Annotated in this window: 22 protein-coding genes; 5 read left to right on the top strand and 17 right to left on the bottom strand. The window is 65.4% G+C overall.

Annotated elements, in window-relative coordinates:
- Positions 1-106: 106 nt before the first annotated feature.
- From FZ025_RS13960 to FZ025_RS13935, 6 genes are read right to left on the bottom strand one after another with little or no spacing between them, the layout of a single operon-like run.
- Entirely contained in the window at positions 107-370 is a 264-nt protein-coding gene (locus tag FZ025_RS13960) for an EexN family lipoprotein (protein WP_046977708.1), read from the bottom strand.
- Positions 367-1,311, bottom strand: coding sequence for a LysR family transcriptional regulator (locus FZ025_RS13955; RefSeq protein ID WP_104558243.1), 945 nt, complete (start codon positions 1,309-1,311; stop codon positions 367-369). Before FZ025_RS13955 ends, FZ025_RS13960 begins: the two co-directional genes overlap by 4 nt.
- 2 nt (positions 1,312-1,313) lie before the next feature.
- On the bottom strand, positions 1,314-2,612 hold the full coding sequence (locus FZ025_RS13950; RefSeq protein ID WP_046977710.1) for an MFS transporter: 1,299 nt from the start codon (positions 2,610-2,612) through the stop codon (positions 1,314-1,316).
- A 4-nt stretch (positions 2,613-2,616) separates the two neighbouring features.
- The gene (locus tag FZ025_RS13945; RefSeq protein ID WP_208803652.1) at positions 2,617-3,795 is read right to left on the bottom strand and encodes a serine hydrolase domain-containing protein; all 1,179 of its coding nucleotides are present in this window, start codon (positions 3,793-3,795) and stop codon (positions 2,617-2,619) included.
- Positions 3,796-3,808: 13 nt separating this feature from the next.
- Positions 3,809-4,807 (bottom strand): TIGR03571 family LLM class oxidoreductase, encoded by a 999-nt coding sequence (locus tag FZ025_RS13940; protein ID WP_244292380.1) that lies wholly within the window; start codon positions 4,805-4,807, stop codon positions 3,809-3,811.
- 20 nt (positions 4,808-4,827) lie between these two features.
- A complete protein-coding gene (locus FZ025_RS13935; protein WP_046977713.1) occupies positions 4,828-6,360 on the bottom strand; it encodes an MFS transporter in 1,533 nt (510 codons plus the stop codon).
- Positions 6,361-6,534: 174 nt separating this feature from the next.
- Between FZ025_RS13935 and FZ025_RS13930 the strand changes: the two genes are divergently transcribed.
- The gene (locus FZ025_RS13930; RefSeq protein ID WP_046977714.1) at positions 6,535-7,422 is read left to right on the top strand and encodes a LysR family transcriptional regulator; all 888 of its coding nucleotides are present in this window, start codon (positions 6,535-6,537) and stop codon (positions 7,420-7,422) included.
- A 185-nt stretch (positions 7,423-7,607) separates the two neighbouring features.
- Here the strand turns inward: FZ025_RS13930 and FZ025_RS13925 are convergent, their stop codons facing one another.
- Together FZ025_RS13925 and FZ025_RS13920 are read right to left on the bottom strand one after the other, a co-directional pair.
- Positions 7,608-8,726 carry an NADH:flavin oxidoreductase/NADH oxidase gene (locus FZ025_RS13925; protein WP_046977715.1) on the bottom strand — a complete coding sequence of 373 codons (1,119 nt, stop codon included), beginning with the start codon at positions 8,724-8,726 and terminating at the stop codon, positions 7,608-7,610.
- 43 nt (positions 8,727-8,769) lie between these two features.
- The gene (locus FZ025_RS13920; protein WP_208803650.1) at positions 8,770-10,005 is read right to left on the bottom strand and encodes an MFS transporter; all 1,236 of its coding nucleotides are present in this window, start codon (positions 10,003-10,005) and stop codon (positions 8,770-8,772) included.
- A gap of 107 nt (positions 10,006-10,112) precedes the next feature.
- On the opposite strand from FZ025_RS13920, the gene FZ025_RS13915 reads away from it, so the two are divergent.
- Entirely contained in the window at positions 10,113-11,027 is a 915-nt protein-coding gene (locus tag FZ025_RS13915; RefSeq protein WP_104558242.1) for a LysR family transcriptional regulator, read from the top strand.
- Between the two features lie 17 nt (positions 11,028-11,044).
- On the opposite strand, the gene FZ025_RS13910 is transcribed toward FZ025_RS13915, so the two are convergent.
- The 5 genes from FZ025_RS13910 to parA all read right to left on the bottom strand — a co-directional run bounded on the left by FZ025_RS13910 (position 11,045) and on the right by parA (position 15,530).
- Positions 11,045-13,003, bottom strand: coding sequence for a relaxase/mobilization nuclease and DUF3363 domain-containing protein (locus FZ025_RS13910; RefSeq protein ID WP_104558241.1), 1,959 nt, complete (start codon positions 13,001-13,003; stop codon positions 11,045-11,047).
- A 505-nt stretch (positions 13,004-13,508) separates the two neighbouring features.
- Positions 13,509-14,093, bottom strand: a complete 585-nt coding sequence (locus tag FZ025_RS13905) for a S26 family signal peptidase (protein ID WP_046980909.1) — start codon at positions 14,091-14,093, stop codon at positions 13,509-13,511.
- Positions 14,090-14,635, bottom strand: a complete 546-nt coding sequence (locus FZ025_RS13900; protein ID WP_046980908.1) for a DUF2840 domain-containing protein — start codon at positions 14,633-14,635, stop codon at positions 14,090-14,092. Before FZ025_RS13900 ends, FZ025_RS13905 begins: the two co-directional genes overlap by 4 nt.
- Complete coding sequence (locus tag FZ025_RS13895; RefSeq protein WP_046980911.1) at positions 14,632-14,895, bottom strand: hypothetical protein; 264 nt, start codon at positions 14,893-14,895, stop codon at positions 14,632-14,634. The genes FZ025_RS13900 and FZ025_RS13895 overlap by 4 nt, the downstream gene beginning before the upstream one ends.
- A complete protein-coding gene (gene parA, locus FZ025_RS13890; protein WP_046980907.1) occupies positions 14,892-15,530 on the bottom strand; it encodes a ParA family partition ATPase in 639 nt (212 codons plus the stop codon). Before parA ends, FZ025_RS13895 begins: the two co-directional genes overlap by 4 nt.
- Between parA and FZ025_RS22725 the strand changes: the two genes are divergently transcribed.
- Entirely contained in the window at positions 15,529-15,657 is a 129-nt protein-coding gene (locus FZ025_RS22725; protein ID WP_280117171.1) for a hypothetical protein, read from the top strand. The genes parA and FZ025_RS22725 overlap by 2 nt on opposite strands.
- Positions 15,658-15,819: 162 nt before the next feature.
- Here FZ025_RS22725 and FZ025_RS13885 read toward each other — a convergent pair whose 3' ends face one another.
- From FZ025_RS13885 to FZ025_RS13870, 4 genes are all read right to left on the bottom strand, one after another.
- The gene (locus FZ025_RS13885; protein ID WP_046980906.1) at positions 15,820-16,665 is read right to left on the bottom strand and encodes a replication initiator protein A; all 846 of its coding nucleotides are present in this window, start codon (positions 16,663-16,665) and stop codon (positions 15,820-15,822) included.
- A 26-nt stretch (positions 16,666-16,691) separates the two neighbouring features.
- Entirely contained in the window at positions 16,692-16,973 is a 282-nt protein-coding gene (locus FZ025_RS13880; RefSeq protein ID WP_104558275.1) for a helix-turn-helix domain-containing protein, read from the bottom strand.
- Between the two features lie 83 nt (positions 16,974-17,056).
- Positions 17,057-17,845, bottom strand: a complete 789-nt coding sequence (locus tag FZ025_RS13875; RefSeq protein ID WP_104558239.1) for a DUF2285 domain-containing protein — start codon at positions 17,843-17,845, stop codon at positions 17,057-17,059.
- 360 nt (positions 17,846-18,205) lie between these two features.
- The gene (locus tag FZ025_RS13870) at positions 18,206-18,556 is read right to left on the bottom strand and encodes a DUF2958 domain-containing protein (RefSeq protein ID WP_046980904.1); all 351 of its coding nucleotides are present in this window, start codon (positions 18,554-18,556) and stop codon (positions 18,206-18,208) included.
- A gap of 317 nt (positions 18,557-18,873) precedes the next feature.
- Here FZ025_RS13870 and FZ025_RS13865 point away from each other — a divergent pair, with 317 nt between their 5' ends.
- Together FZ025_RS13865 and FZ025_RS13860 are read left to right on the top strand one after the other, a co-directional pair.
- Complete coding sequence (locus FZ025_RS13865) at positions 18,874-19,161, top strand: helix-turn-helix domain-containing protein (protein WP_046980903.1); 288 nt, start codon at positions 18,874-18,876, stop codon at positions 19,159-19,161.
- 261 nt (positions 19,162-19,422) lie between these two features.
- Entirely contained in the window at positions 19,423-21,096 is a 1,674-nt protein-coding gene (locus tag FZ025_RS13860) for an ankyrin repeat domain-containing protein (RefSeq protein WP_046980902.1), read from the top strand.
- Positions 21,097-21,160 lie beyond the last annotated feature (64 nt).

Genomic DNA, 21,160 nt, shown 5'->3' with positions numbered 1-21,160 from the left:
AGAACAAGAATTCGTGCAGAGGCGAGAGCACGGGAAACGCCGCAAGCGGTATCGCATTGCAGCGTGTCGAGAAAGAAATCGCAAGGTTCGGAGCAAACGCCAACGATCAGAACTTCGGCGATTCCTTCGGTTGTGTGTAAGGCACCTTGCCATCGCCATAGAACCGCTTGCGCGTCGCCTCGGCCACCCGGTTGCACAGTTCGTCGCCCAGCTTCGCGCGATCTGTCTTGCACTGCTGGCGCAGCTCTTTCAGTCGAACGGGATCGGCGACCAACTCTTCCACTGTGGGCAGATTTTTCGTTTGGGGTGTTTCGGATTGGCCGCAGGCAGACAACACCACGGCCAGCATGAACGGGAGGGTCTTCCTCATGGCTCTAATTCCTCCTGAGTGTCGAAATGACGGCCTGACGCGGGCCTGTCGGCTTCGGGTGATTCGATGGCCTGCACCCGGTCGATGAAGCGCGCCAGCGTCTCCAAAGGTTCGCCCGTTGGGTGCAACAGGTAGGTGGTGAGCACCGGCGAGCGGCCCGCCAGTGGCCGCGCCACAACGCCTGCTTCCCGGCTCGTGGTGATGTGTGCGGCACCGGTCAGTCCCAGCGCAAACCCGGCCGATACCAGCGCCATCATCAGGTCGCAGGATGCGACCCGCTCAGCAACCAGCGGCTCCGTGTCCGCCTTGCGTAGCACGCGCTCGACTTGTCGTGCGTGGCCCTCGCATGCCTGCGGATCGCACAGCACCAGCGGATAGCGAAGCAGTTCTTCCAGCGGGATGCGCTTGTGGGTCAGCAAGGGATGGCGGGCGGGAACGGCCACCATCAGTGGATCGCTCCAAACGGGCACGGCTGCGATGCCATCGCCGACTTCATTGGATTGGGCAAACCCCACGTCGTACAGATCATCCTGCAGCCCTTTGACCTGCTGCGACAGCGGCACTTCGAAGAACCTGATTTCCACTTCAGGTTCTTCCTGCCGGCACAGCGCCAGCAAGGCTGGCAGACGCGAAGGCGTGATTCCATCGGAAAGCGCAATGCGCAACTGACCGTGATAACCGTTGGCTGCTGCCTTGACGCTACCGCGCGCCTGATCCAGCGCCGCGAACACACGCGGCACATGTTCAAGGAACAGCTTGCCGGCACGGGTCAGCCGCGTGCTGCGTGTGGTGCGCGCGAACAGCGATAAGCCCAAGTCTTCTTCCAATTCCTTGATGGCACGCGACAGTGGTGACTGCTCGATGTGCAGCCGCTCGGCGGCGCGGGCGAAGTGAAGTTCTTCGGCTACGGCTAGGAAACAGCGCAGATGCCGTAGCTCCACTGTCATTCCCTCTCAGGGTCTTGCGTTACGCGCGGTTCGCCAAGTACCGCTGGCGTCAGCGCCTTGAACACGAACAGCCCGCCCAAGCCTGCGGCCAAGCCCAGCACGATGGCGAACAGCGTGGCGCCGCCCGCCAATCCGAGCCGGTCGATCAAGAAGCCCGCCGCGACCGGCAGCAGTCCCGCCGGGATGTAGCCGCCGATGTTGAGCACTGCATTCGCCTCGGCGCGTCGTTCGTCGGGCACATGCAGGCCAATCAGGGTCAGGCCGCCCAACTGGCCCAGGCCCTGTCCGGCACCCGCCAGTAGCGCGGCCGCCACCAGTATCGGCGCGAGCGAGGCATGCACGGCGATGCCCAGGCTCGCCATCGCCAGTGTCGTGGCCGTGGTGCTGCCCAGGAAGATCGAGCGTATCGGCCAATGGCGAACTGCGAACTGCACGCCAGTGGCGGTCAGGAACATGGCGCACGCCATGCCGCCGGCGATCATGGGGCTGCGCACGTCGAGCAGCCGGGACAGTAACGATGGCCCCAGCGCCAGCACGAACGAGGTTGCCGTGATGCCCGGCCCGAAGGTGGCGATGCCGTAAGCCAGATGCCGTCGATTGCCGACGGGCACCGTGGGCAGCCGAAGCCGCAACGGTTGGCTGCTGGATCGCAGCGGACGCTGCAAGGGCAACAGGCAGACAACGATCAGCACACTGCCGAGGACAACCAGCTCGGTGACGAACACCGGCAGGATCGGATGGGTCATCGTCTGCGCCAGGCCGCCCGCGAGCAGCGGCCCCAACCCAGCCCCGAAGACCATCGACACCGAGGCCAGCAAGGCCGCCTGGCGCCTGCGTTCGCTGCCGGCCAGGTCGCCGACCGCCGCCATGCCGGCCGATACCGTTATGCCAACGGCAATGCCCGTCAGCAGGCGGGCAATGCCCAGCGCCAGCACCGACTGCGCACCGGCGAACAAAAGGCAGGCCGTCAGCGCGGCCAACAGCCCCGGCAGTAACACCGGCTTGCGGCCATAGTGGTCGGACAACTGCCCGGCCACCAGCAAGGTGCCCAACAGGCCGGCGATGTAGAGGGCGAAGATCACCGTCAGCGTGCCGGTGGAGAAACCGAGTTCCTGCTGCCAGTGGACGTACAGCGGCGTTGGCGAGTTGGACAGCATGAACACAGCAGTCACCAACCACGCGGCCGTCCACATTCGCCAAACGGGTTGGCCGGTCGCGAAGCGCGTGTGCTGCGTCTCATCGGCGACCATCCGCTCACTCATACCTTCACGCGCACTCAATACCGGCTCGGCCATGACTTCAACCTCTATAGATCGCGGCGCACAACTCCTGCGGTATCCGTCCGCCTGGGGATTGGCCGTCCAAACCGGAGTTGGTGAAAGCCACCAGACTGAGCTTGCACGCAGGATCGACAGACCACGAATGCCCGTAGGCCCCGCCCATGCGCCAGGTGCCGGGCGTTTCCGCAAAGCCTGCCGTCGCCGGATCGCGGAGGAGGGAGAAGCCCAGGCCAAAGCCGCGTCCCGGCCAAGGCGCGAGATCCATGCCGAGCGCATGGTCGGTGGCCATTACATCGACCAGTTCGGCAGGCAGAAGCGGCTCGCCGCCCCGCCGCAAAGTTTCGAGGAGGCGCAACACATCGCCCGCCGTACCGATCATGCCCGCGCCACCGGAGGGGAAGGCGTTCGCATCGAAAGCACGAGAGGGCGATAGGCGCAGTCCCTCGACTCCTTCCCAGAGAGGGATGGTTTCGGAATCCGCCATCCGGCGCGGGCCGGACGCTTCGTTGATGTAGGGTTCGGCCAGACGTGCGGCATCAACGACCGAGAAGCCGGTATCGGTGATGCCGAGCGGTGCCATGACCAGTTCTCGCACCGCTTCGGGAAGCGACACGCCCATGACCCGCGCGATCAGGGCGCCCACGACATCTGTTGCGAGGGAATAGCTCCACGCCGTTCCCGATGCGAACAGAAGCGGCACCGAAGCGATGCGGCGGATGTTCTCCTCAAGCGAGAGGTTCGACAGATCCATGCCGTCGGATACGCCGGCGCGGTGATAGGGCCCGTCCACCGGTTCGAGAAAGCCGTAGCCAAGCCCCGCCGTGTGGCTCAACAGATGGCGCAGGGTGATCTGCGCCTGCGAGCCGTCCGCCAGTTTCGGCCGGAAGTCCGCGAGCCATGTATCGACGGGTTCGTCGAGGGCCAGTCGGCCCCGTGCGACCAGCACCATCGCCGCGATCGATACGTAGAGCTTGGAAACGGAGGCCAGCCGGAACAGCGTGTCCTCGCGCATCTTCCGGTTTGCTTCGCGGTCGGCGAAGCCAATGGCCCGTTGATAGGCGATCTTCCCTTCGAGGGAGAGGAGGACGACGGCCCCGACAAGCCGTTGTTCGGCCATCGCCGTGTCGATGGCGGCATCGATGCGATCCGGGAGACCATCCATCTTGATCGCTGTGGAGGTGGATGTAGGTGCATTCATGTTTTTGTCCTCACTAAGTCTCGTTGTCCGACGTGTTGACGGCTTGTCCAGCGACGCCGACCGCCCCGATGGGGAACTGCGGGAGCACGTACTTCGCCAATTCCTCCAGCACCTCGGCGGCGGGTCGTCGCAGCGGCTTCAAATTCAGTGCGACGTGCGACACGCCTTGCGCCTCTTGTCGCTTCCACAAGGCGATCAGTGCATTCCTGCCAGTGCGGATGCCGCGGCCTACCTGCAAGGGCGCGTCCGGGTTCTCGTCGAGGTCGAAAAAGACGCCATAGCCGTAGGGCTTGAACACCTGCCCATCGCTACTGGCGCGCCATTGCGCGAGTACGTCCGGCAGGCGGTCGAAGTCGCTTTGATGCCAGATCCAGCCGTCCATGTGCCGAGCAAGCCAGTCAACGTCCTGGCCGCAGCGACCGATCGCCAACGTCGGCAGGCGGTTGCCCACGGGCTTGGGCACCAGGTCGAGGTTTCCATCGAGCTGCCCGTAGTGCGCCGTCTGATGCATGGGGAAACGCTGCTCGGTCACGACGCGCAGCAGCGCATGCGCTTCCCGATAGCGGTCCGCTCTGTTGTCATAGCGCTGGGCCAAGGCTGGGTACTCCGTTGCCCGGTCGCCCGTGGACAACCCCAGCAACAGCCGGCCGCCGGAGAGCTGATCGACACTGGCTGCCTGCTTGGCGATCAACACGGGATCGCGCAAGGTCATCACCATGCCGGCCGTGCCGATGGCGATGTGCCGGGTGATTGCCGCCAGCCAGCCGGCATAGACCATCGGATCGTGGATTTGCCCCACGTCCCCGAAACTGGGGTCGAGAAACGGCACGTCGCGCAGCCAGATCGCCGCGAAACCGAGTGCATCAGCTTGGGCAGCCAGGGCCGCGTGCCCCTCCAGCGTGGGCGCGGGTGCATCCGGGTAGCCTTCCAGTGGGGCGATGAATCCGAAGGTGAGCCGTCCCGGCTGAAAGACCCGCGCATAGGCCCGATGCCGTGCAAGGTCGGCGGGCAAGGAGTCTGTCCCGATTGGGTTCACGCCGCCGCTCCCGCTTCTTCATGCGCGCGTGAGCGGCCGAGCAAGACGAACACCAGCAATGCGGTCAGCGCCGACGAAGCGGCCAGGACGTACAAGACCCAGCGGAATGCGTGATCGTAAGTCGCCAGCAGCAAGGCGCGCTCTCCGGTAACGAGGGCGCTGGCCTGCGCCAGATCGCCGAGCGCGGCACGATTGGCCGCCTCAATCACAACGGCTGGATCAGCCGTGCCCAAGGCGTCAAGCAACCCGCCTTGGATCAGGAACGCCAGCAGCGCGCCCGCTACCGCAATGGCTATGCCGTCGGCCGAGACGCGCACGCAGTTGAAGATCCCGGTCGCCATTCCCGCGCGTTCTTTCTCTACGACGCTCACGGCCATGCCATCCATCAATCCCCACGGTAGGCCGATGCCGATGCCGATCAGCGCCAGCGGCGCCACCAGCGCAGGGCCGGCGCCGCCGGCCAGCACCTGGCCCAGCCAGACCAGCCCGACTGCCACCAGCAGCAGCCCGACGCCGGAAAGCACACCGGAAGTGAACCAGCGCGACAGCAGCGCGGCAAGGAACGGCACGACCAGCAGCGGTGCGGCCAAGGCAATCATCATTTGTCCCGCTTCAAGAGCACCCAGTCCGTCGATGCCGATGAAGCGGCCCGGCAGCATCACGATCAGAGTGACGAAGAAGAGGGCCGGCGACGCCGCCAGCACCTGCACGCCGACGAAACGCCCACGACTGAACAGCGACAGGTCGAGCATTGGGCGTGCGACGCGGCGCTCGATGCGCACGAATGCGATAAACAGCACGACCGAAGCCAGCAGTGCGCCGAGTACCGAAGCGCTGCGCCAGCCTTCTTCCGGCGCCAGCAGGATGCCGTAGGTGAACAAGGTCAGCGCGGCGGTGAAGCTGAGGGCACCGGGCCAGTCCAGCCCAGTAGAGTCCGGGTCTCGGGACTCCGTGGCGCTGACCGACACCAGCCCGAAACCGGCCACGCCGATCAACGCCGTAGCCAGGAAAACCCAGCGCCAGCCGGCCACTTCCACCAGCCAGCCCGCCGCCAGCGGCCCGAAGGCCAGGCCGATGCCGAACGTGGTGCCGAGCAGGCTGAACACGCGCGTGCGGATCGGGCCTTGGAAGGTCTGCGCCAGCGAGGACATGGCACCGGCGAAGGCGGCCGCACCGCCCAGTCCCTGCGCCAGACGCAGCCCGTCGATCCAGCCGACCGTCGGCGCAAGCGGGATGGCGAACGTCATCAACGCGAACAGCGCCAAGCCAACCAGCCACACGCGCTTGCGGCCATAGGTGTCGGTCAGGCTGCCGGCCGCCATCATGGCGCTGCCGTAGGTCAGGATGTAGCCGTTGACCACCCAGTTCAGTTGCACCGCCGTCCCACCCAGTTCCTGGCTGATAGACGGCAGCACGACGGCCGGCCCGGTGAAGCACAGCGGGATCAGGATGCCGGTGAGGCAGGCGGCGAGCAGTTGCAGCCAGTCGCGGCCAGTGGTGCCGCTTGTGGCGGCCTGGGCTTGTGTCATGGAAAACGTCCGCAAAGAGTCCGGGGAGGGACAGGCAGACGTCAAAGCCTTATCTCGAAAGCCAAGACAGCCGCATCTAACCTGTGCAGCCGTCAGCGTAGGGGCGTGCATAGTTAAGATAAATAGGCTAAGGTTCCGAACATATCGGACAAATATTCTTATATTGGCGGCAAAATGGACTCCCTCAATGGCATTGCGTTCTTCGTGCAGGCGGCCGAAGCCCGCAGCTTTTCGGAAGCCGGGCGCGTGCTCGGCATCTCGTCCTCCGCCGTGGGCAAGAGCGTGGCCCGGCTGGAGGAGCGGCTGGGCGTGCGCCTGCTTCACCGCAGCACGCGCAGCATTACGCTGACCGCCGAAGGCACGCTGTTCCTGGAGCGTTGCCGGCGCATCCTCTGCGAGGTCGAAGCGGCGGAATTGGAACTGTCGGAAACTCGGCAAGCACCCCAGGGCAAGCTGCGCGTGAGCCTGCCGCTGGTCAGTGGCCTGGTCATGCCGGCGCTGACGGCCTTTATGCACCGCTACCCGGCCATCGAACTGGACGTGGATTTCTCGGATCGGATGGTCGATGTGATCGAGGACGGGTTCGACGCCGTTATCCGCACCGGGGAGCCGACGGACTCCCGGCTCTTGTCCCGCCCATTGGGTACCTTCAAGCTGCTGCTGGTCGGCGCGCCCCGATATTTCGCGGCGCACGGCACGCCGCGCGTGCCCGCTGACCTGACGGGTCATGCCTGCCTGCAACACAAGTTTCCGAGCACCGGCAAGTTCGAGCCGTGGCCTTTGCGCATGCCAGAGGGCGAAGCAGAACCCGTCCTCTCGGCGTCGATGGTGTGCAACACCACCGAGGTCCTGGTTCACGTCGCCCAAGATGGTCTTGGAATCGCCTGCCTGCCGGACTTCATGGTGCGCGATGCCATCGCGGCGGGCGAACTGATGACGGTGCTGGACGACTTCAACCAGCATCAGGGCACCTTCCGCATGCTTTGGCCGTCGAGCAAGCACCTCGCGCCGAAGCTGCGTGTCTTCATCGACTTTATGGGTGCGGAGCTTTTCAGGACCTGACAGCATCCGACCAGTTCGGGGATGTGCCTGCCAAGGCTATGACCCCATGCTCGATCGCCCAAGGAAGATGAGCAGTAAGTTCTTCTACAACGGCCGCGGAAACGACGAAGAGGTAGTTCCATGCTCAGCCTCCTTGGCGGTCGGTTAGTTCATGCGTTCAAGTTCGGGGCGCGGCCCTGCTCTCGTCACTGCGCCGAGGCCTTCCCCGGCCCCTTGTAGCGCGACAGCCAATAGGCGTACTGGGTCGGCAGCACGCCAGCCGGCTTGTCCTCGCCCAGGGCCAGTGCGATCTGGTACGGGTAATGCGGGACGGCCAGGTGGGCGCGGCCCGTCATCACCAGGTCCACCTGCCTGTCTGCAACCACGCGCTCGGCGGTGTGCGGATCGTCGATGCACCAGCCCGATGCCACCGGCAGCCCAGCTTCGCGACTCACGCGTTCGGCGACCGGCGCCAGGAAGGCCTGTGTGCCCCACGGAACCCTGCCGCCCGGGATCACAAAGTTGATGCTGACGTTGAGCAGGTCCAAGCCACCCTGACGCATGTGCTTGACCAGCTCAATCGACTCGGCCACGGTTTCCTCGTCCTTGCCGTCGTACTCGATGACGCCCAAGCGCGCAGTCAGCGGCAGGTGTTCCGGCCACATCTCGCGTACCGCCGCCAACGTCTCCAACAGGAAGCGGGCGCGGTTGTCGAAGCTGCCGCCATACGGATCGATGCGCTGATTGGAATAGGCCGAGAAGAAGCTCTGCGCCAGGTAGCCGTGAGCGAAATGCAGCTCCAGCCACTCGAAGCCAGCATCCCGCGCGCGGCGTGCGGCTGCGGCGAAGTCGGCTTTAACCCGGGCGATGTCATCCAGCGTCATGGCCTTGGGCACGCGCGGCAGGCCGGCGCCAAAGGCGATCCCCGACGGCGCGATGGGCTGCCAGGCGTGCGGATTGTCCTCGGGGATGTGGTCGTCACCTTCCCATGGGCGATTGGCGCTGGCCTTGCGGCCGGCGTGGCCGATCTGGATGCCGGGCACCGCTCCAGCGGCCTTGATAGAAGCAGCAATGCGGGCCATGCCCTCGGCCTGGGCGTCGTTCCACAGGCCGGTGCAACGGGGGGTGATGCGGCCTTCCGGCGAGACGGCGGTGGCCTCGACGATCACCAGACCGGCGCCACCGCGGGCGATGGATGGGTAATGCACCTGATGCCAGTCGTTGGTGACGCCATCGATGGCGCTGTACTGGCACATCGGCGGCACCGCGATGCGGTTGCGCAGAGTGACGTCCTTCAGTTTGAACGGGGTGAACAGTGCGGACATGACGTTTCTTGACCTATTTCAAATTTCGAATGGAAGCGTGCCTTCAGTCAGTCGTTGCAGCGGTGGCAATGCCCTGCGCTGAGTCGGCTGGTGCCTGCGTCCTGTCGAGCCAGCCACTCCACAAGGTCAGCAGAAGGCCCGCGCCAACCATGACGGCGCCGACCCATGGCGTTGCGCCCAGTCCCAGACGCGAATCCGCCACCAGCCCGCCGATGAAAGCGCCGAGCGCGATACCTGCGTTGGCGGCCGAGACGTTGATGGTGGAGGCGATGTCCACGTTTCCAGGCCGGTGGCGCTGGGCAAGCTGCACGACATAGAGTGCCAAGCCCGGTACGTTGCAGAACATGAGCGCGCCGAGCACGCTGAGCGTGAGGATCGAGCCGATGATGGACGAGGCGGTGAAGGTGAAGATCAGCAGCACCGCCGCTTGCGCACCGAGCATCAGCGCCAGCGTCGGCACCACGGCCTTGTCGGAAACGCGCCCGCCGAGGAAATTGCCGACGATCACCGATACGCCGTAGAGGGCCAGCATCCAGGTCACGCCATTCGGCGTGAAGCCGGTGATGTGCGCCAGGATGCTGGGGAGATAGGCGAAGGCGACGAAGGTGCCGCCCCATGCGCAGAAGTTCATGCCGAATGCGATCAGCAGCCGACCGCTGCCCAGCACCTTGACCTGTTCCATGAGACTGCCGGCCGGCGCGATGTCGATCTTCCGTGGCAAGGTAGCTGCCATCGCAACCAGCGACACAAGGCCGATCGCTGCGACGAACCAATAGGACATCGGCCAGCCCATGCGTTGGCCGATGAGGGTCGCGAGTGGCACACCGGCTGCGACCGCGATCGTCAGGCCGCCAAACACGATCGCGACTGCCGAAGCCCTCCGGTCTTCCGAAACGAAACTCGCGGCGATCGCAGCACCAACGCCGAAAAAGATGCCGTGGGGCAGGGCGGAGACAACACGTGCGGCGATGAGGAACTCATAGCTCGTGGTCAACGCGGCGGCTGCATTGGCGATGACGAACACCACCATGACCGCCAACATCAGCGTCTTGCGCGAAAGGCGTCCCGTCAGCGCCGCGAGGACCGGCGAACCAAAGCTGACCCCCAGCGCATAGCCGCTGACGACCAGGCCGGCCCGCGCCAGGTTGATTCCGAAGTCATCGGCGATCTGCGGCAGAACGCCGACGCTCGCGTACTCGGTGGTGCCAATGGCGAAGCCCCCGACCATCATGGACAACAGGGCGGGCAAGGCGCCGCGCTGCGTGGAAACAGCCTGCATGAGAACTCCGGAATAGATCAGATTGATTGACCTTTCCGAGCGTAAATAGATTGATTATGATGAAATAGATGCTTCAGTGAATTTCATCTTGGAAATGGATTCATCTAATGTCTCGCCAGAATATCAATCGCGCTTTCGAGATGGAGGTGTTCGTCGCGGTGGTCGCGGCCGAGGGCTTCACTGCAGCTGCCGAAGCACTGGGCATGACGGCCTCGGCCGTGAGCAAGCTCATCGGCCGGATGGAGGTTCGCCTCGGAGTGAAGCTGATGCACCGGACCACGCGCAAGCTGCTGCTGACGCCAGAAGGCACTGCCTTCCACGAACGTTGCCTGCGCATCCTGGACGACATCGATTGCGCCGAGCACGAAGCAGCGCGGGCCGATGCGCCGCGCGGGCGCGTGCGGATCAACAGCCAGGTGGCGTTCGGCATCCACTACCTACAGCCGCACCTGCGGGAGTTTCTTGAGTGCTACCCGAATGTGCAACTGGATGTGGTCCTGAGTGACACGGTGGTGGACCTGCTCGACGACCGCAGCGATGTCGCCATCCGCACCGGGCCGCTGCCGGACTCGCTGCTGACGCAACGCCGGCTCGGTACCAGCGGCGTCGTGGTGGTGGCATCGCCCGACTACCTGGGGCGTGTTGGCACGCCCGCACACCCGGAAGACTTGCGACGGCACCAACGCCTCGGTCTCAGCTATGCGCGGCACGTGGACGCCTGGCCTTTCATCGACCGCGATGGTGTGGGAACTGCGATTGCTCCGTCGGGTCAGTTGCGCATGGGCGATGGCGAGAGTCTGCGCCAGATGGCCCTGGCCGGACTCGGTGTGGCCCGGCTGGCGCGCTACCACGTCGGTGCCGATCTGGCGGCGGGTCGGCTAGTGCCGCTGTTGGAGGACTGGAATCCCGGCGACGTGGAGGATATTCATGCGGTCTTCGTCGGTCCTGGCCGGCATATGCCGGCCAGAGTCAGGGTGTTGCTCGATTTCTTGGCCGAGCAGGTCGCTCAAGATTTGACCTGAAGCACTGGGCAAAAAGCCTATCCGATGGCAGGCCCCCGCTGCCGCCCAATCTCCCAAGATACCCCGCCGCCGCGCACCGTGGCGGCGATCTGCTGCCCCAGCCTCTGCTCGATCACCGGCTTCCACGGCACGAGGCTGAACCCCATACCGTCGTCGAGCAGCGCATAGCGCCCACTGGTAAGCATGACGCTGCGCCGGTAGATGCCGGCCACGCGCCGCGCGTCGGCCACCGGGCGATGCTCTAGGCCGGTTTCGGCGGCAATGTCCTGTGCGGTCTTCACCAGCTCGCGCGCCCGTAGCTTCGCCAACAGGTTGCGGGCGAGGATCACGCGCTGCCCACGCCGCTCGGCCAACCCATGTTCGGCCAGGAAGTCCGCGCGCTGCTGCATGGCCTGCCTGGCGTCGCCGCCAAAGCCCAGATTGCCCAGCCCGCGTCCACCGCCAATCAGTTGCTGGTCAAGCCATGTAGCGCCGATCACGCGGGCCTGCCGCTCGATGGGCAGGTGCGATTTCAGTTCCACTGCCACGCCGCCCAAGCGCTGGGCGTCGTACTGGCGGCCCCGCTCAGGCAGGTCGTCCGGCACCTTCCATAGGCCGTCGGCCGCGCGCTCCACGATGCCAGCACGGCGCAGGGCTTCAAGCCGGCGGACATGGGCGGCGACCACTTCCTGCGGGTCGCGTCCAGCCTTGGCCCGGCCTTGCTCGATCGCCAGGTGGTGATCGACGCGGTACAGGCCATTGTTCGCCAGGGTGACGATGTTCTTGTCGGCTGCGCGCATCTCGGCCGAACCTTTCACTTCTACCACCGCGCCGACTGGGTACTGCTCCAGCTCCGACCGCGGCGGCAGCGCGACGTAGTGCGCTTTGCCATCGGTGCCATCGACAATCAGGTAGCCCTTGTCGTACAGCTCGTCGGCCAGTCCCTTGCCGGACACGCGACCGACGATGACGCGGCCATCTTCGCCGGGCTGGAACACCGCCAGTTCGCGCTGTTTGCCGCTCATGGCTCGCTGCATCGTGCGGATGATGTCTCCACGCTCGCCCATCGCCCGCAGGGTCGGTTCGGCATCGGTATGGACGGTCCACACGGTGGGCTGAACTTCGGTCGCCAGCCCCATGCGCTGCAAGCGTTGGAGGCGGCCGACGAGCAGTAGGCGCTGGCGTTGCAGCCGAGGTTCGTTGAAGCGTTCGGTTTGCACCAGACCATCCACGGCCTCGCGCTGCAAGGTGCGATCCAGGCTGGTCCAGCGCTCCTGCTCCACTTCGCGGCTAAGCGTTCGCTGGATATCCAGCTCGCTGCGTGGCCCCAGCCATTCAGTGGCGAGTTCAGCGGCGCGCTCGCGCATGCCCTGGGTGATGTATTGCTGCGAGATGATGAGGTCTTTTCCGGTGTCGTCTTTGCCACGCAGCACGACATGGGTGTGCGGGTTGTCGGTGTTCCAGTGGTTCACCGCCACCCAATCCAGGCGCGTGCCCAGGTCGGCTTCCATGCGGTCCATTAGATGGCGGGTGTAGGTGCGCAGGTCATCGAGCTGCTCGGCATCCTCGGGCGAGACGATCAGGCGGAACTGATGACGGTCTTCCCGCCCGCGTTCTTCGAAGGCAGCGGTATCAGCCTCGTCTGTCATCGGACCATACGCCTTGCCGGTGTCCTGCTCACGGCCCACACCTTCGCGCTCGATGTAGCGCAGGTGGGTGATGGTCGAGCGCGCGCCGGCCTGCTTGAGATACACCAGCCGCACCTTGACCGTGGCGCGCCGGGACGACGCAGATAGCGACTGGCCGGTGAATCGCGCCGCCACATGACCGCGCCCCAGCCGTGAGCCGGGCGTGTTGCCGCGCTTGCCGCCGGTGGCGTTGGCTGCCTTGGTGGCCTGGCGCAGCACCTGCGAAACAAAGGCATCACCACGCTGCTTCGGCTTGCCGGGACGGATGCGGAAATGGTCCTCACCGTCCGAATTGCCGCGCCTGCTCATGGCGTGGCTCCAGGGCAGGCCAGCGGGTAAGAGCGTGGCATGCACGCGATTTCTCCAAGGCCGACAAGGCTTTGGACCGACTCGCGGCACGGTGCCGCGATAGAGCGCGTGCCGCGCCAACCCCACGTGCAGACTGGCGTTGTGCGCACCTTGGTGCCGCACCCTTCAATCTTGCCCTGCATCTTTCCCCGGCCTGACGGCACGGGGATGCGATGCCCCGGCGGCGCTGCGCGGTGCGCGGCCGGCCAGCCGGCGAACGCCCGCCATGCCACAGGCAAGGCGCGTTCGGGGCAAGCGGTCTGCACGGGGGAATACACGGCGCAACGCAGTAGTCGATGCCGTGCAAAGCGCGGCGCGAATGCGCTCGCGCTGCACGCACGGCGACATGGCGAGCCCATTCGCAGCGATACGCCTGATAGCACGTCAATGGCGTGCTGTATTGCGCCGGACGCGAGGTGGGCAGAACGTCGGCCAATGCGCCAGCGAGGCCGGAAGTGGGGCAAAGTCATCGCCGCTTCTCCAGGTAAATCGGCTGCGCGGTACCGATCACGGTGGATGCTTGGATCGGTCCGAAGTAGCGGCTGTCGAACGACGCTGGATTCGTCGTGCTCAACAGGAACAGTTCACCGGGGCGAAGACGCCGGCAATGTGGCCAGGATGACAGCGGTCGCCCCCTGCGGTCGCCAGGTAGTGCGGCGGCCGCAGGCACGCCGTCGATGCGCACCATGCCCTCCACGATGCAGACGTGTTGCGGCGCGACAGCACCCACACGTTTGAGCAACGGGATGTGCGATGGCAGGTAGCCGCGCTGCGCAGCAAGTGCCGCCACGTGAGCCGGAAGCCGGGCCAGCACGATGCTGTCCACGGGCAAAGGACGTGACGGCGAGCCGACAGGTTCGATGCGATACCAACCGACCGGAACACTGTCGGATGGGTTGTAGACGACGTGCGCCGCAGGCCGCACGAAGGACGCCCAGGCCAGCGCAGCGAGGCCACAGGCGGACAAGACGGCCAGCACGATGCGAACGCGCAGGCGCGAGCGAGGTTCTGGCGTGATTCCAGGCGCAGTGCCGGCTGTGATGGGCGTCATCGCAGCGCCCTCCCGGCCAGCCAGGCGGCGTGCCGCTCGGCGGTGTAGTTCGGCAGTGGCAGGCGAGCCGCCAGACGGTTGCCCAGCGTGCGCCAGTACGCGGGCGACACGTCGATGGCGGCAATGCCCATCGCCTCGATGGCGTCGATCTTCACCAGCACCGCGCGCACCTTCTGTTCGCCCTCGGCGTGCAGCAGCAGGCGCGCGCCGGGCTGCACGCCGGGGATGCGCTGCACGGCATCCAGCGGCGTGCAAGCCTGCATCACCATGAGCTGCCAACGTGTGGTGCCGTAGTCGTTCGATTCCCAGCGGATACGGCAGAAAATGGATGCCGGCAGAAACATTGCGCTGCGCCGCCAGCGGTCGAGCTGGAGGGTGCGCGCCGCGTCGCCAAAGCGCAGATAGAGATTGATGCGCTGCTCCACGAAGGCCAGCGCCACACGAGTCAACGGCACATTGCCGGCCTGGCCGGCGAGTGCGTGCAGCGACGGCGCTGCCGTGATTGTTGTGGCAGCTGTGGCCGCCAGAGTGGGGGCATTCATGGTGTGTTCTCCGGGAACTCGTGTTCCAGCAAGCCGCGCAGCAATTCGGCCACGGTTGTGTTCTGCGTAAATGCGGAAACCTTGATGCGGGCGCGCAGTGCGGGCGTCACGTCGAGGGTCAGGCGAGCCGTGTAAAGGTCGCTCTTGTTGAGGTCGCCACCGTCGCCCTGGCGAATCCACGCCTCGGCGTGTGGATTGGCGGGCGGACGCGCGCCGATGGCGATGCGTTTGCCAGTGCGTTTGTCTGGTCCGCTGCTCATGATGGCCACCGCAGCAGTTCATCGACCAATGCGGTGATTTCGCGTGCTGCGGCGCCGTCCGGTGTCAGCTCACGCGCCAGCCGACCCGCGGCCACGCTGTCGGCGAAGACGATGCGTTGGCGTATCTCGGCGCGCAGCGCGGGCAAGGGCTGATCGGCGAGCGCGCTGCGCGCCTCGCGTCCGATCACGGTGGTGCTGACGCGCCGATTGATGACGAAGGCCGCGCGCAGCGCAGGCCTGAACACCTGGGCTTCGCGGATCAGTGCCACCATCTCGGCGCTGGCCCACAGGTCGTAGGGACTGGGTTGTACCGGGATCAACACGCAATCCGCAGCCAGCAGCGCTGAGCGCGCCAAGGCGGCGATCCGGGGCGGCCCATCGATCACGACGTGATCGGCCCGCCTGGCAAGTTCTGGCGCTTCCTGGTGCAGGTTTTCTCTTGCCAAGCCTACGGCGCTGAACAATCGGGGCAGTCCTTGTTGGCTGCGCCGTTGCGTCCAGTCCAGTGACGAGCCCTGCGGATCGGCATCCAGCAGGATCACTGATTGCCCTCGCATCGCCAGTTCGCCAGCGATGTGGGTGGCGAGCGTGGTCTTGCCGACGCCGCCTTTCTGATTGAGCAAGGCGGCAATCATGGCGCAGCCCTCCCTGATGGGAAACCGGCCCGTTTCTGCTTTGCAGAACGTCTTTGGTTTTGGCTTCGGGTTTGCCGTTGCTTTCGGCTTTCAGCAGTTGTCCACCGAAACGGCGCGCCTCTACTAAAAGTTAGTGAATTTAAGTTAGGGAAGTTAGAAGGGCCGCAAACCCGCGCCGTTATTGGCTTTCCGACGATTTCGCACGCCTGATAGCACGATAGGGACACGCCCGATAGCACGATACCTCGCACGCCTGATAGCACGACGCCATTCACAGGCTGTACCGGAGTTATCCCCGTGGCGTTGGCGGCACGGGCCTGAAGGTCAGCAACTCCGCTCCGTCGTCCGGCATGCGCTCGATGCCCAGGATGTAGCCGGGCAACGATTGCCGCGCCACCAGGGCGCGCAGATCGCAGGCGAAGTCGTAGGGCTTGGCCGTGCTGCCCGACTTGCGGTGCAGATGCCGGAAGTCGAACTGCCAGCCGCCCGGCTGCTTGCCGCCATGCTTTCGCACCAGCCGGTACAGCCAGCGTTCGATGCCGCCGGTGAGCTTGAAATACGCCGGGTCGATGGTGAGCACCAATGCCGCGTCCAGCACGCCCGCATAGAACCAGTCCGGCAGGATCAGTTCGATTCCCAGCGGCACGCCGTTGGCGTCCGCCAGTTCCTTCCACTCGTTGATCCACGAGAAGCGATGCAAACGCCTGCCGGTCGTCTCGCGGATCGACGTGGCAATCGTGGTCGATTGCAGGCGATCCAGTGCGGCCTTCAGGCGCTGGTAGTCGCGCAGCGACTTGCCGCGCCCGATGAAGCGCAGGATCTCGTAGGGTGTGGCCTGCATCAGCCGCGAAGGGCGCAACCCCGCATCCTTGGCTTCGACGATCTGGCTGGCCGCCCAGATCAGGATGTCGGCATCCCAGATCGTGGCGATGCCATGCTCTGCCGTTCCCTCCACGCGGATCGTGACGTTGCCGCTGCGGAAGTCGATCGGCGCCACGCGCCGCGACTTCGCCAGCGAGAAGAACGGATAGGCCATCAAGTCCTGGCTGTCGCGCGGTGCCATGTCGCCCGGCAGCGCGCGGAACAGGTCGAGCTGTTCGCGGGGCCGCAAGGCTTGCCCTGACGGGCTGGGCATGGCGATGGCTACCGGCACGCCGCCAGTCAGCGCGCACGGCTGTCAGCCGAATGGTGTTCGGCGTACTCGGGGTCGGAAGTGGCCTCGAAGCTGCGGCTATCGGCCCAGGCGTCGAGGTCGGCTACGGCGTACATGACGCGGCGGCCGAACTTGCGGAACTTCGGCCCGCCCCCGATCACGCGCTGTTTCTCCAGCGTGCGTGGCGACAGCCGCAGGTAGTTGGCGGCTTCGTCGTTGGTCAGATAGCGTTGGGGCTGCGCAGGCGCAGCGACAGCAGCGGCGGCAGGCCGCAAGGGAGCAGGTCGCATGGTGAGAACCTCCATCGGTCAGGAAAGCCCGACCACACAGCGCGGCCGGATGGAGGCAGTCTCAAGAAGGCAGCGCGTCCTGCTCAGGGTCGTTTTGCAGGGAGTGCGGAACGACCCTCCCCAGGTGATTCGAGCTGTGCCAGGCGGCGGTAGCCGCCGCGCATCAGCTCTTTGCCACGCTGCACCAGGCGGCGCATCCTGGAGCGCAGGCCGCCATCGGTGTACCAGCCCTCGGCCGCCGCATCGGCGCCGAACAGCCCTTCGGCTGCCTCGCGCAATGACGCCCCCGCCAGGGCGGCATCGAGCGCCTGCAAGGTATGCAGTTCCAGCAGCGCGGCCGGAGAGGGGCGCGGTCGGGCCGTCGCTGGTACGGCATCGGTGGCCAGCTTGTCCAGTTCGGCGGCAAGCGCGCGATAACGGGCGCAAGGTGTGGCGCAGGCACGGATGGCATAGGCGTAGGCCATGCCATCGTCCAGGCCAGGCGCGAAGGCCAGGCGCAGGCAGCAGCCTGGCCAGCGAGTCACCAGCACCAAGCGCCGACCATCGTGGATCAGGTGCTTGTGCCCGGGGATGCGCCAGAACTCGAACGCCACCGCATCGGGCGGCGGGTCGGCATCGGGATAGAGCTGCACCACAGCATCGTGATCGGGAAACCAGGTCGGGTGCGCGTCGCGCGCATCCAGCCCGGGGTCTTCCAGCAAACGCAGGCCCCAGCGCTGCGCTGCATCCGGATGCCGGCGACGGCGCAGCCAGTCGCGCCGGTAGTCGGGATGACGGCGCAAGTACTCCCAGGCCAGAGCCGAGCCATCAAGGTGCAGCGCATAGAGATACGCGGCGGTCGGGTACCAGGGTTCGGTGCTTCGATCTGCCATGACGCAACCTCCTGTTGAATTGCAGGAACGTCACCACGGGATCGAAATGCGGGAGCTACGGAATCGTTGCCATCACGTCATGGGTAATGCGGCACACTGGCAGTGTCAAGATTGATGGGCTCCGAAGCGTTGCTGGAATCGTCCGAATGCGACGGCTGCGCAGTCTGAAAGTGGTGCGCGGCAAGGGACACGGTGCCGCAGCCCGCACGAAAGATCATGACTGTTTGCGTCCGACTCGCACCGCTCAGGTGCATGAGTGTCGATTGAGACCGGCAAGGTCTTGAGCAAGACCGAAAAAGACACAATGCGCCGCAACCGCCTGTGCCTGGATAGCCCACTGCGGCGGGCCGTGCGGATCGATCAGTCGATGATTGATCCGTTGATGCGTGCCAGCCGCGCATAGTCTGACAGCGTGCGCGTCGCTGTGAAATACAGGTCGCGCTCGATGGGCCGCTTGAGCGGTCCGACGATGGATGTCAGATCGGACAGCTTCACGGTGCCCAGCTCCGGCATGCCCAGCCCCAAGTCAATCAGGCCGTAGGCCGTATCGCCATCGGCGGGATCGAGCGAAGCCAGCAGCCAGGTGGCATGCGCATCCAGCGCGAACAGCCGCACCACGGGCAGTGGGTCGAGGCCCCGGCTGGCGGCGCGGGCCTGGCCGTTGGCCAGCAGTTGCGAGCGCTGGTCGGCGGTAAGGAGCGGCTGAGTCATGGCTGAGATCCCCACGAAACCGACGATGCACGGATGCGCTTGTACGCCCAAACACAGAACCGCCAATCCGGCTGCGTGCTATCGGTTGGAAGCACGAAAGCACAAGCCCACGAATCCGCAGAAGAACGGAAGCGCGGAAGCGGTTTTGTGGAAGTCAGGAAAGGCACGGATGCGACTCCCCAGCTTTGAAATTATCTGCCGATGCGGATTTCCGTAAAAGCACAAAAGCGGATAGGGCAACATCAGATGAACACTATAGATTGTAGCTCTATAGGGCGCAATCGACTGTCATCCATGGTTTCAAGGAAACCATTTGGATGGCGGCAAAGAACTCATTGGCAGCGGCATTGAAGACCGTCAGGAAAGCGCGTGGCTTGAGCCAGGAAGCGTTCTCCGACGTGTCCAGCCGCACCTACATGAGCTCCCTGGAGCGCGACCTGAAAAGCCCGACGCTGAACAAGCTGGCCGAGTTGTGCGAGGTCATGGAGATCCACCCGCTCACGCTGCTGACGCTAGCCTACGCCGGCGACAGCCCGCACAAGGCCAATCAGCTCTTGGAACTGGTGCGCCAGGAGTTGGAAGACCTGTTGAGGAAGCGCGCCTAGTGGGTAGGCGCGCGCCGAACTCGATCAGCAGCGCCGCAAAGAGCGGCATTGAGCGCATCGTGTCCACTCAACTTAGGTGAGGCGAGCGTCGCCGCATTGACAGGTGGTACGCGCTCGCCAATGATTGAGGCAGAGCGCATCTGGAGCGCCTCCTGTCCGCGGCAAGGGAGCCCTCCCATCCAGCCAGTATCGAGCGATCTTACGAGCCCTTCTTCCGGCCTTTCGTAAGCGGACGTCAGGCGATTGGAAGGAAGGTTGAAGATGACTCGTGTCCTCACGCCCCGAACCTCTGTTGAAACGCTCCGCAAGGATGCGAAGCGTTGGCTCAAGGCGTTGCGCGCCGCCGAGCCGGACGCAAAACGCCGCTTGACCACGGCTTGGCCCACCGCGCCTACCGAACCCGGACTTCGTGACGTCCAGCACGCGCTTGCCCGGGAATATGGCTGTGAAAGCTGGTCCGCGCTCAAGGCGTCGATCGAGGAACTGGCGCTTACCGGCAGCAACCGCGCCGATCGCCTCGACCGGCTGCTGCGCCACGGCTGGGACGGCGACACCAGGATCGCCCGCCGCATCCTCGATCTCTACCCGGACATCGCCCGGCACAGCCTGTTCACGGCCGTCACCTGCGGCGACCTGGCGGAGGTCGAGCGGCGGCTTGCACGCGATCCGAAAGCCGCGCCCCGGACCGGCGGCCGTCTCAATTGGACCGCGCTCACCTATGTTGCCTATGGCCGCCTCGACACCGAAAACGCTGTCACCATCGCACGCCTGCTGCTCGACGCCGGAGCAGATCCCAACTTCCGTTTCGATGATGGCTGGGGCAGCCCCTTCAAGATACTGACCGGCGCCATCTGGCTGGGCGAACAGCACAGGCCGAGCCATCCCCAGGCCGAGGCGCTCGTCGACCTGCTGGTCGCGGCGGGCGCCGATCCTTTCGATCTCCAGGCCTTCTACAACATCGCCTGCGTCCCCGGCGACGCCGGTTGGTACGAGCAGCTCTGGCAACATTGCGAGGCGCAAGGAGCCGCGCATAAGTGGAGCGACCCGTCGGCAGGCCGGCCGGGCGGGAATCTGGCAATCAGCACGCTCGATTTCCTGCTCGGCAGCGCGGCCGGCCAGAACCATCTCGCGCGCGCCGAATGGCTGCTCGCCCGTGGCGCCAATCCAGACACGATCCAGCCCTATCGCCACCAGTCGGTCCATGCGCTCGCCCAGATGTCGGGCTTTCTGAAGATGGTTGCCCTGCTCGAACGACATGGCGCGCAGCCTGCCGCGCTAGATGGTATCCAGGCCTTCCAGGCCGCCTGTCTTGCGGGCGACGAAGACAGTGTCCGCGCGATGCTCGCTGCCGATCCGATCCTGATCGACGATCCCGCTCCCCTGCTCGCCGCCGGGGAGTTCGGCAATGCCCGAGCCGTCGCGCTGCTGCTGTCGCTCGGGGCCCAGCCCCACAACCTCGGCGAGGATGGGATCAGCCCGCTGCACCGGGCGGCGCAATCGGGGTCGATGGAAGCGGTCGATCTGCTCGTTGCAGCGGGCGGCGATGTCGATCTGCAGGAGCGCCGCTGGGGCGGGACGCCCTTGAGCTGGGCGGTCATGATGGGCCAGCCGCATATCGCCGAGCGGCTCGCGCCGCTCAGCCGCGATCCGCGAACGCTGGGCTATATGGGCCAGACCGAGCGGTTAGAAACCATCCTGCGCGAGGATCCCGCCAGGGCCAATCTTGCCTTGTCCGACCCCGAAGGTCCCACGCCCCTCTTCATCCTTCCACCCGACGATCCTGATCGCGCGGCCGCGGTCACCCGCATCCTGCTCGCGCATGGCGCCGATGCCGGCAGGCGCAACGCCCATGGGCGAACGCCGATCGACTTCGCGCGCGATCAGGATTTCCACGAGGCGGCGGCGCTGATGGAAGCGAGTATCGCCTCGGGTTGACCGCAGATTGCTTGGTCAATGGAGGTTGATTCGACAGCGGATGCTCGAGGTAGCGCGACGCCCC

This window comes from Xanthomonas hyacinthi (genome assembly GCF_009769165.1).
Taxonomy (GTDB): domain Bacteria; phylum Pseudomonadota; class Gammaproteobacteria; order Xanthomonadales; family Xanthomonadaceae; genus Xanthomonas_A; species Xanthomonas_A hyacinthi.
Note: the sequence above shows the minus strand (reverse complement) of the source record. Positions and strands in the feature narration are given on the sequence as shown.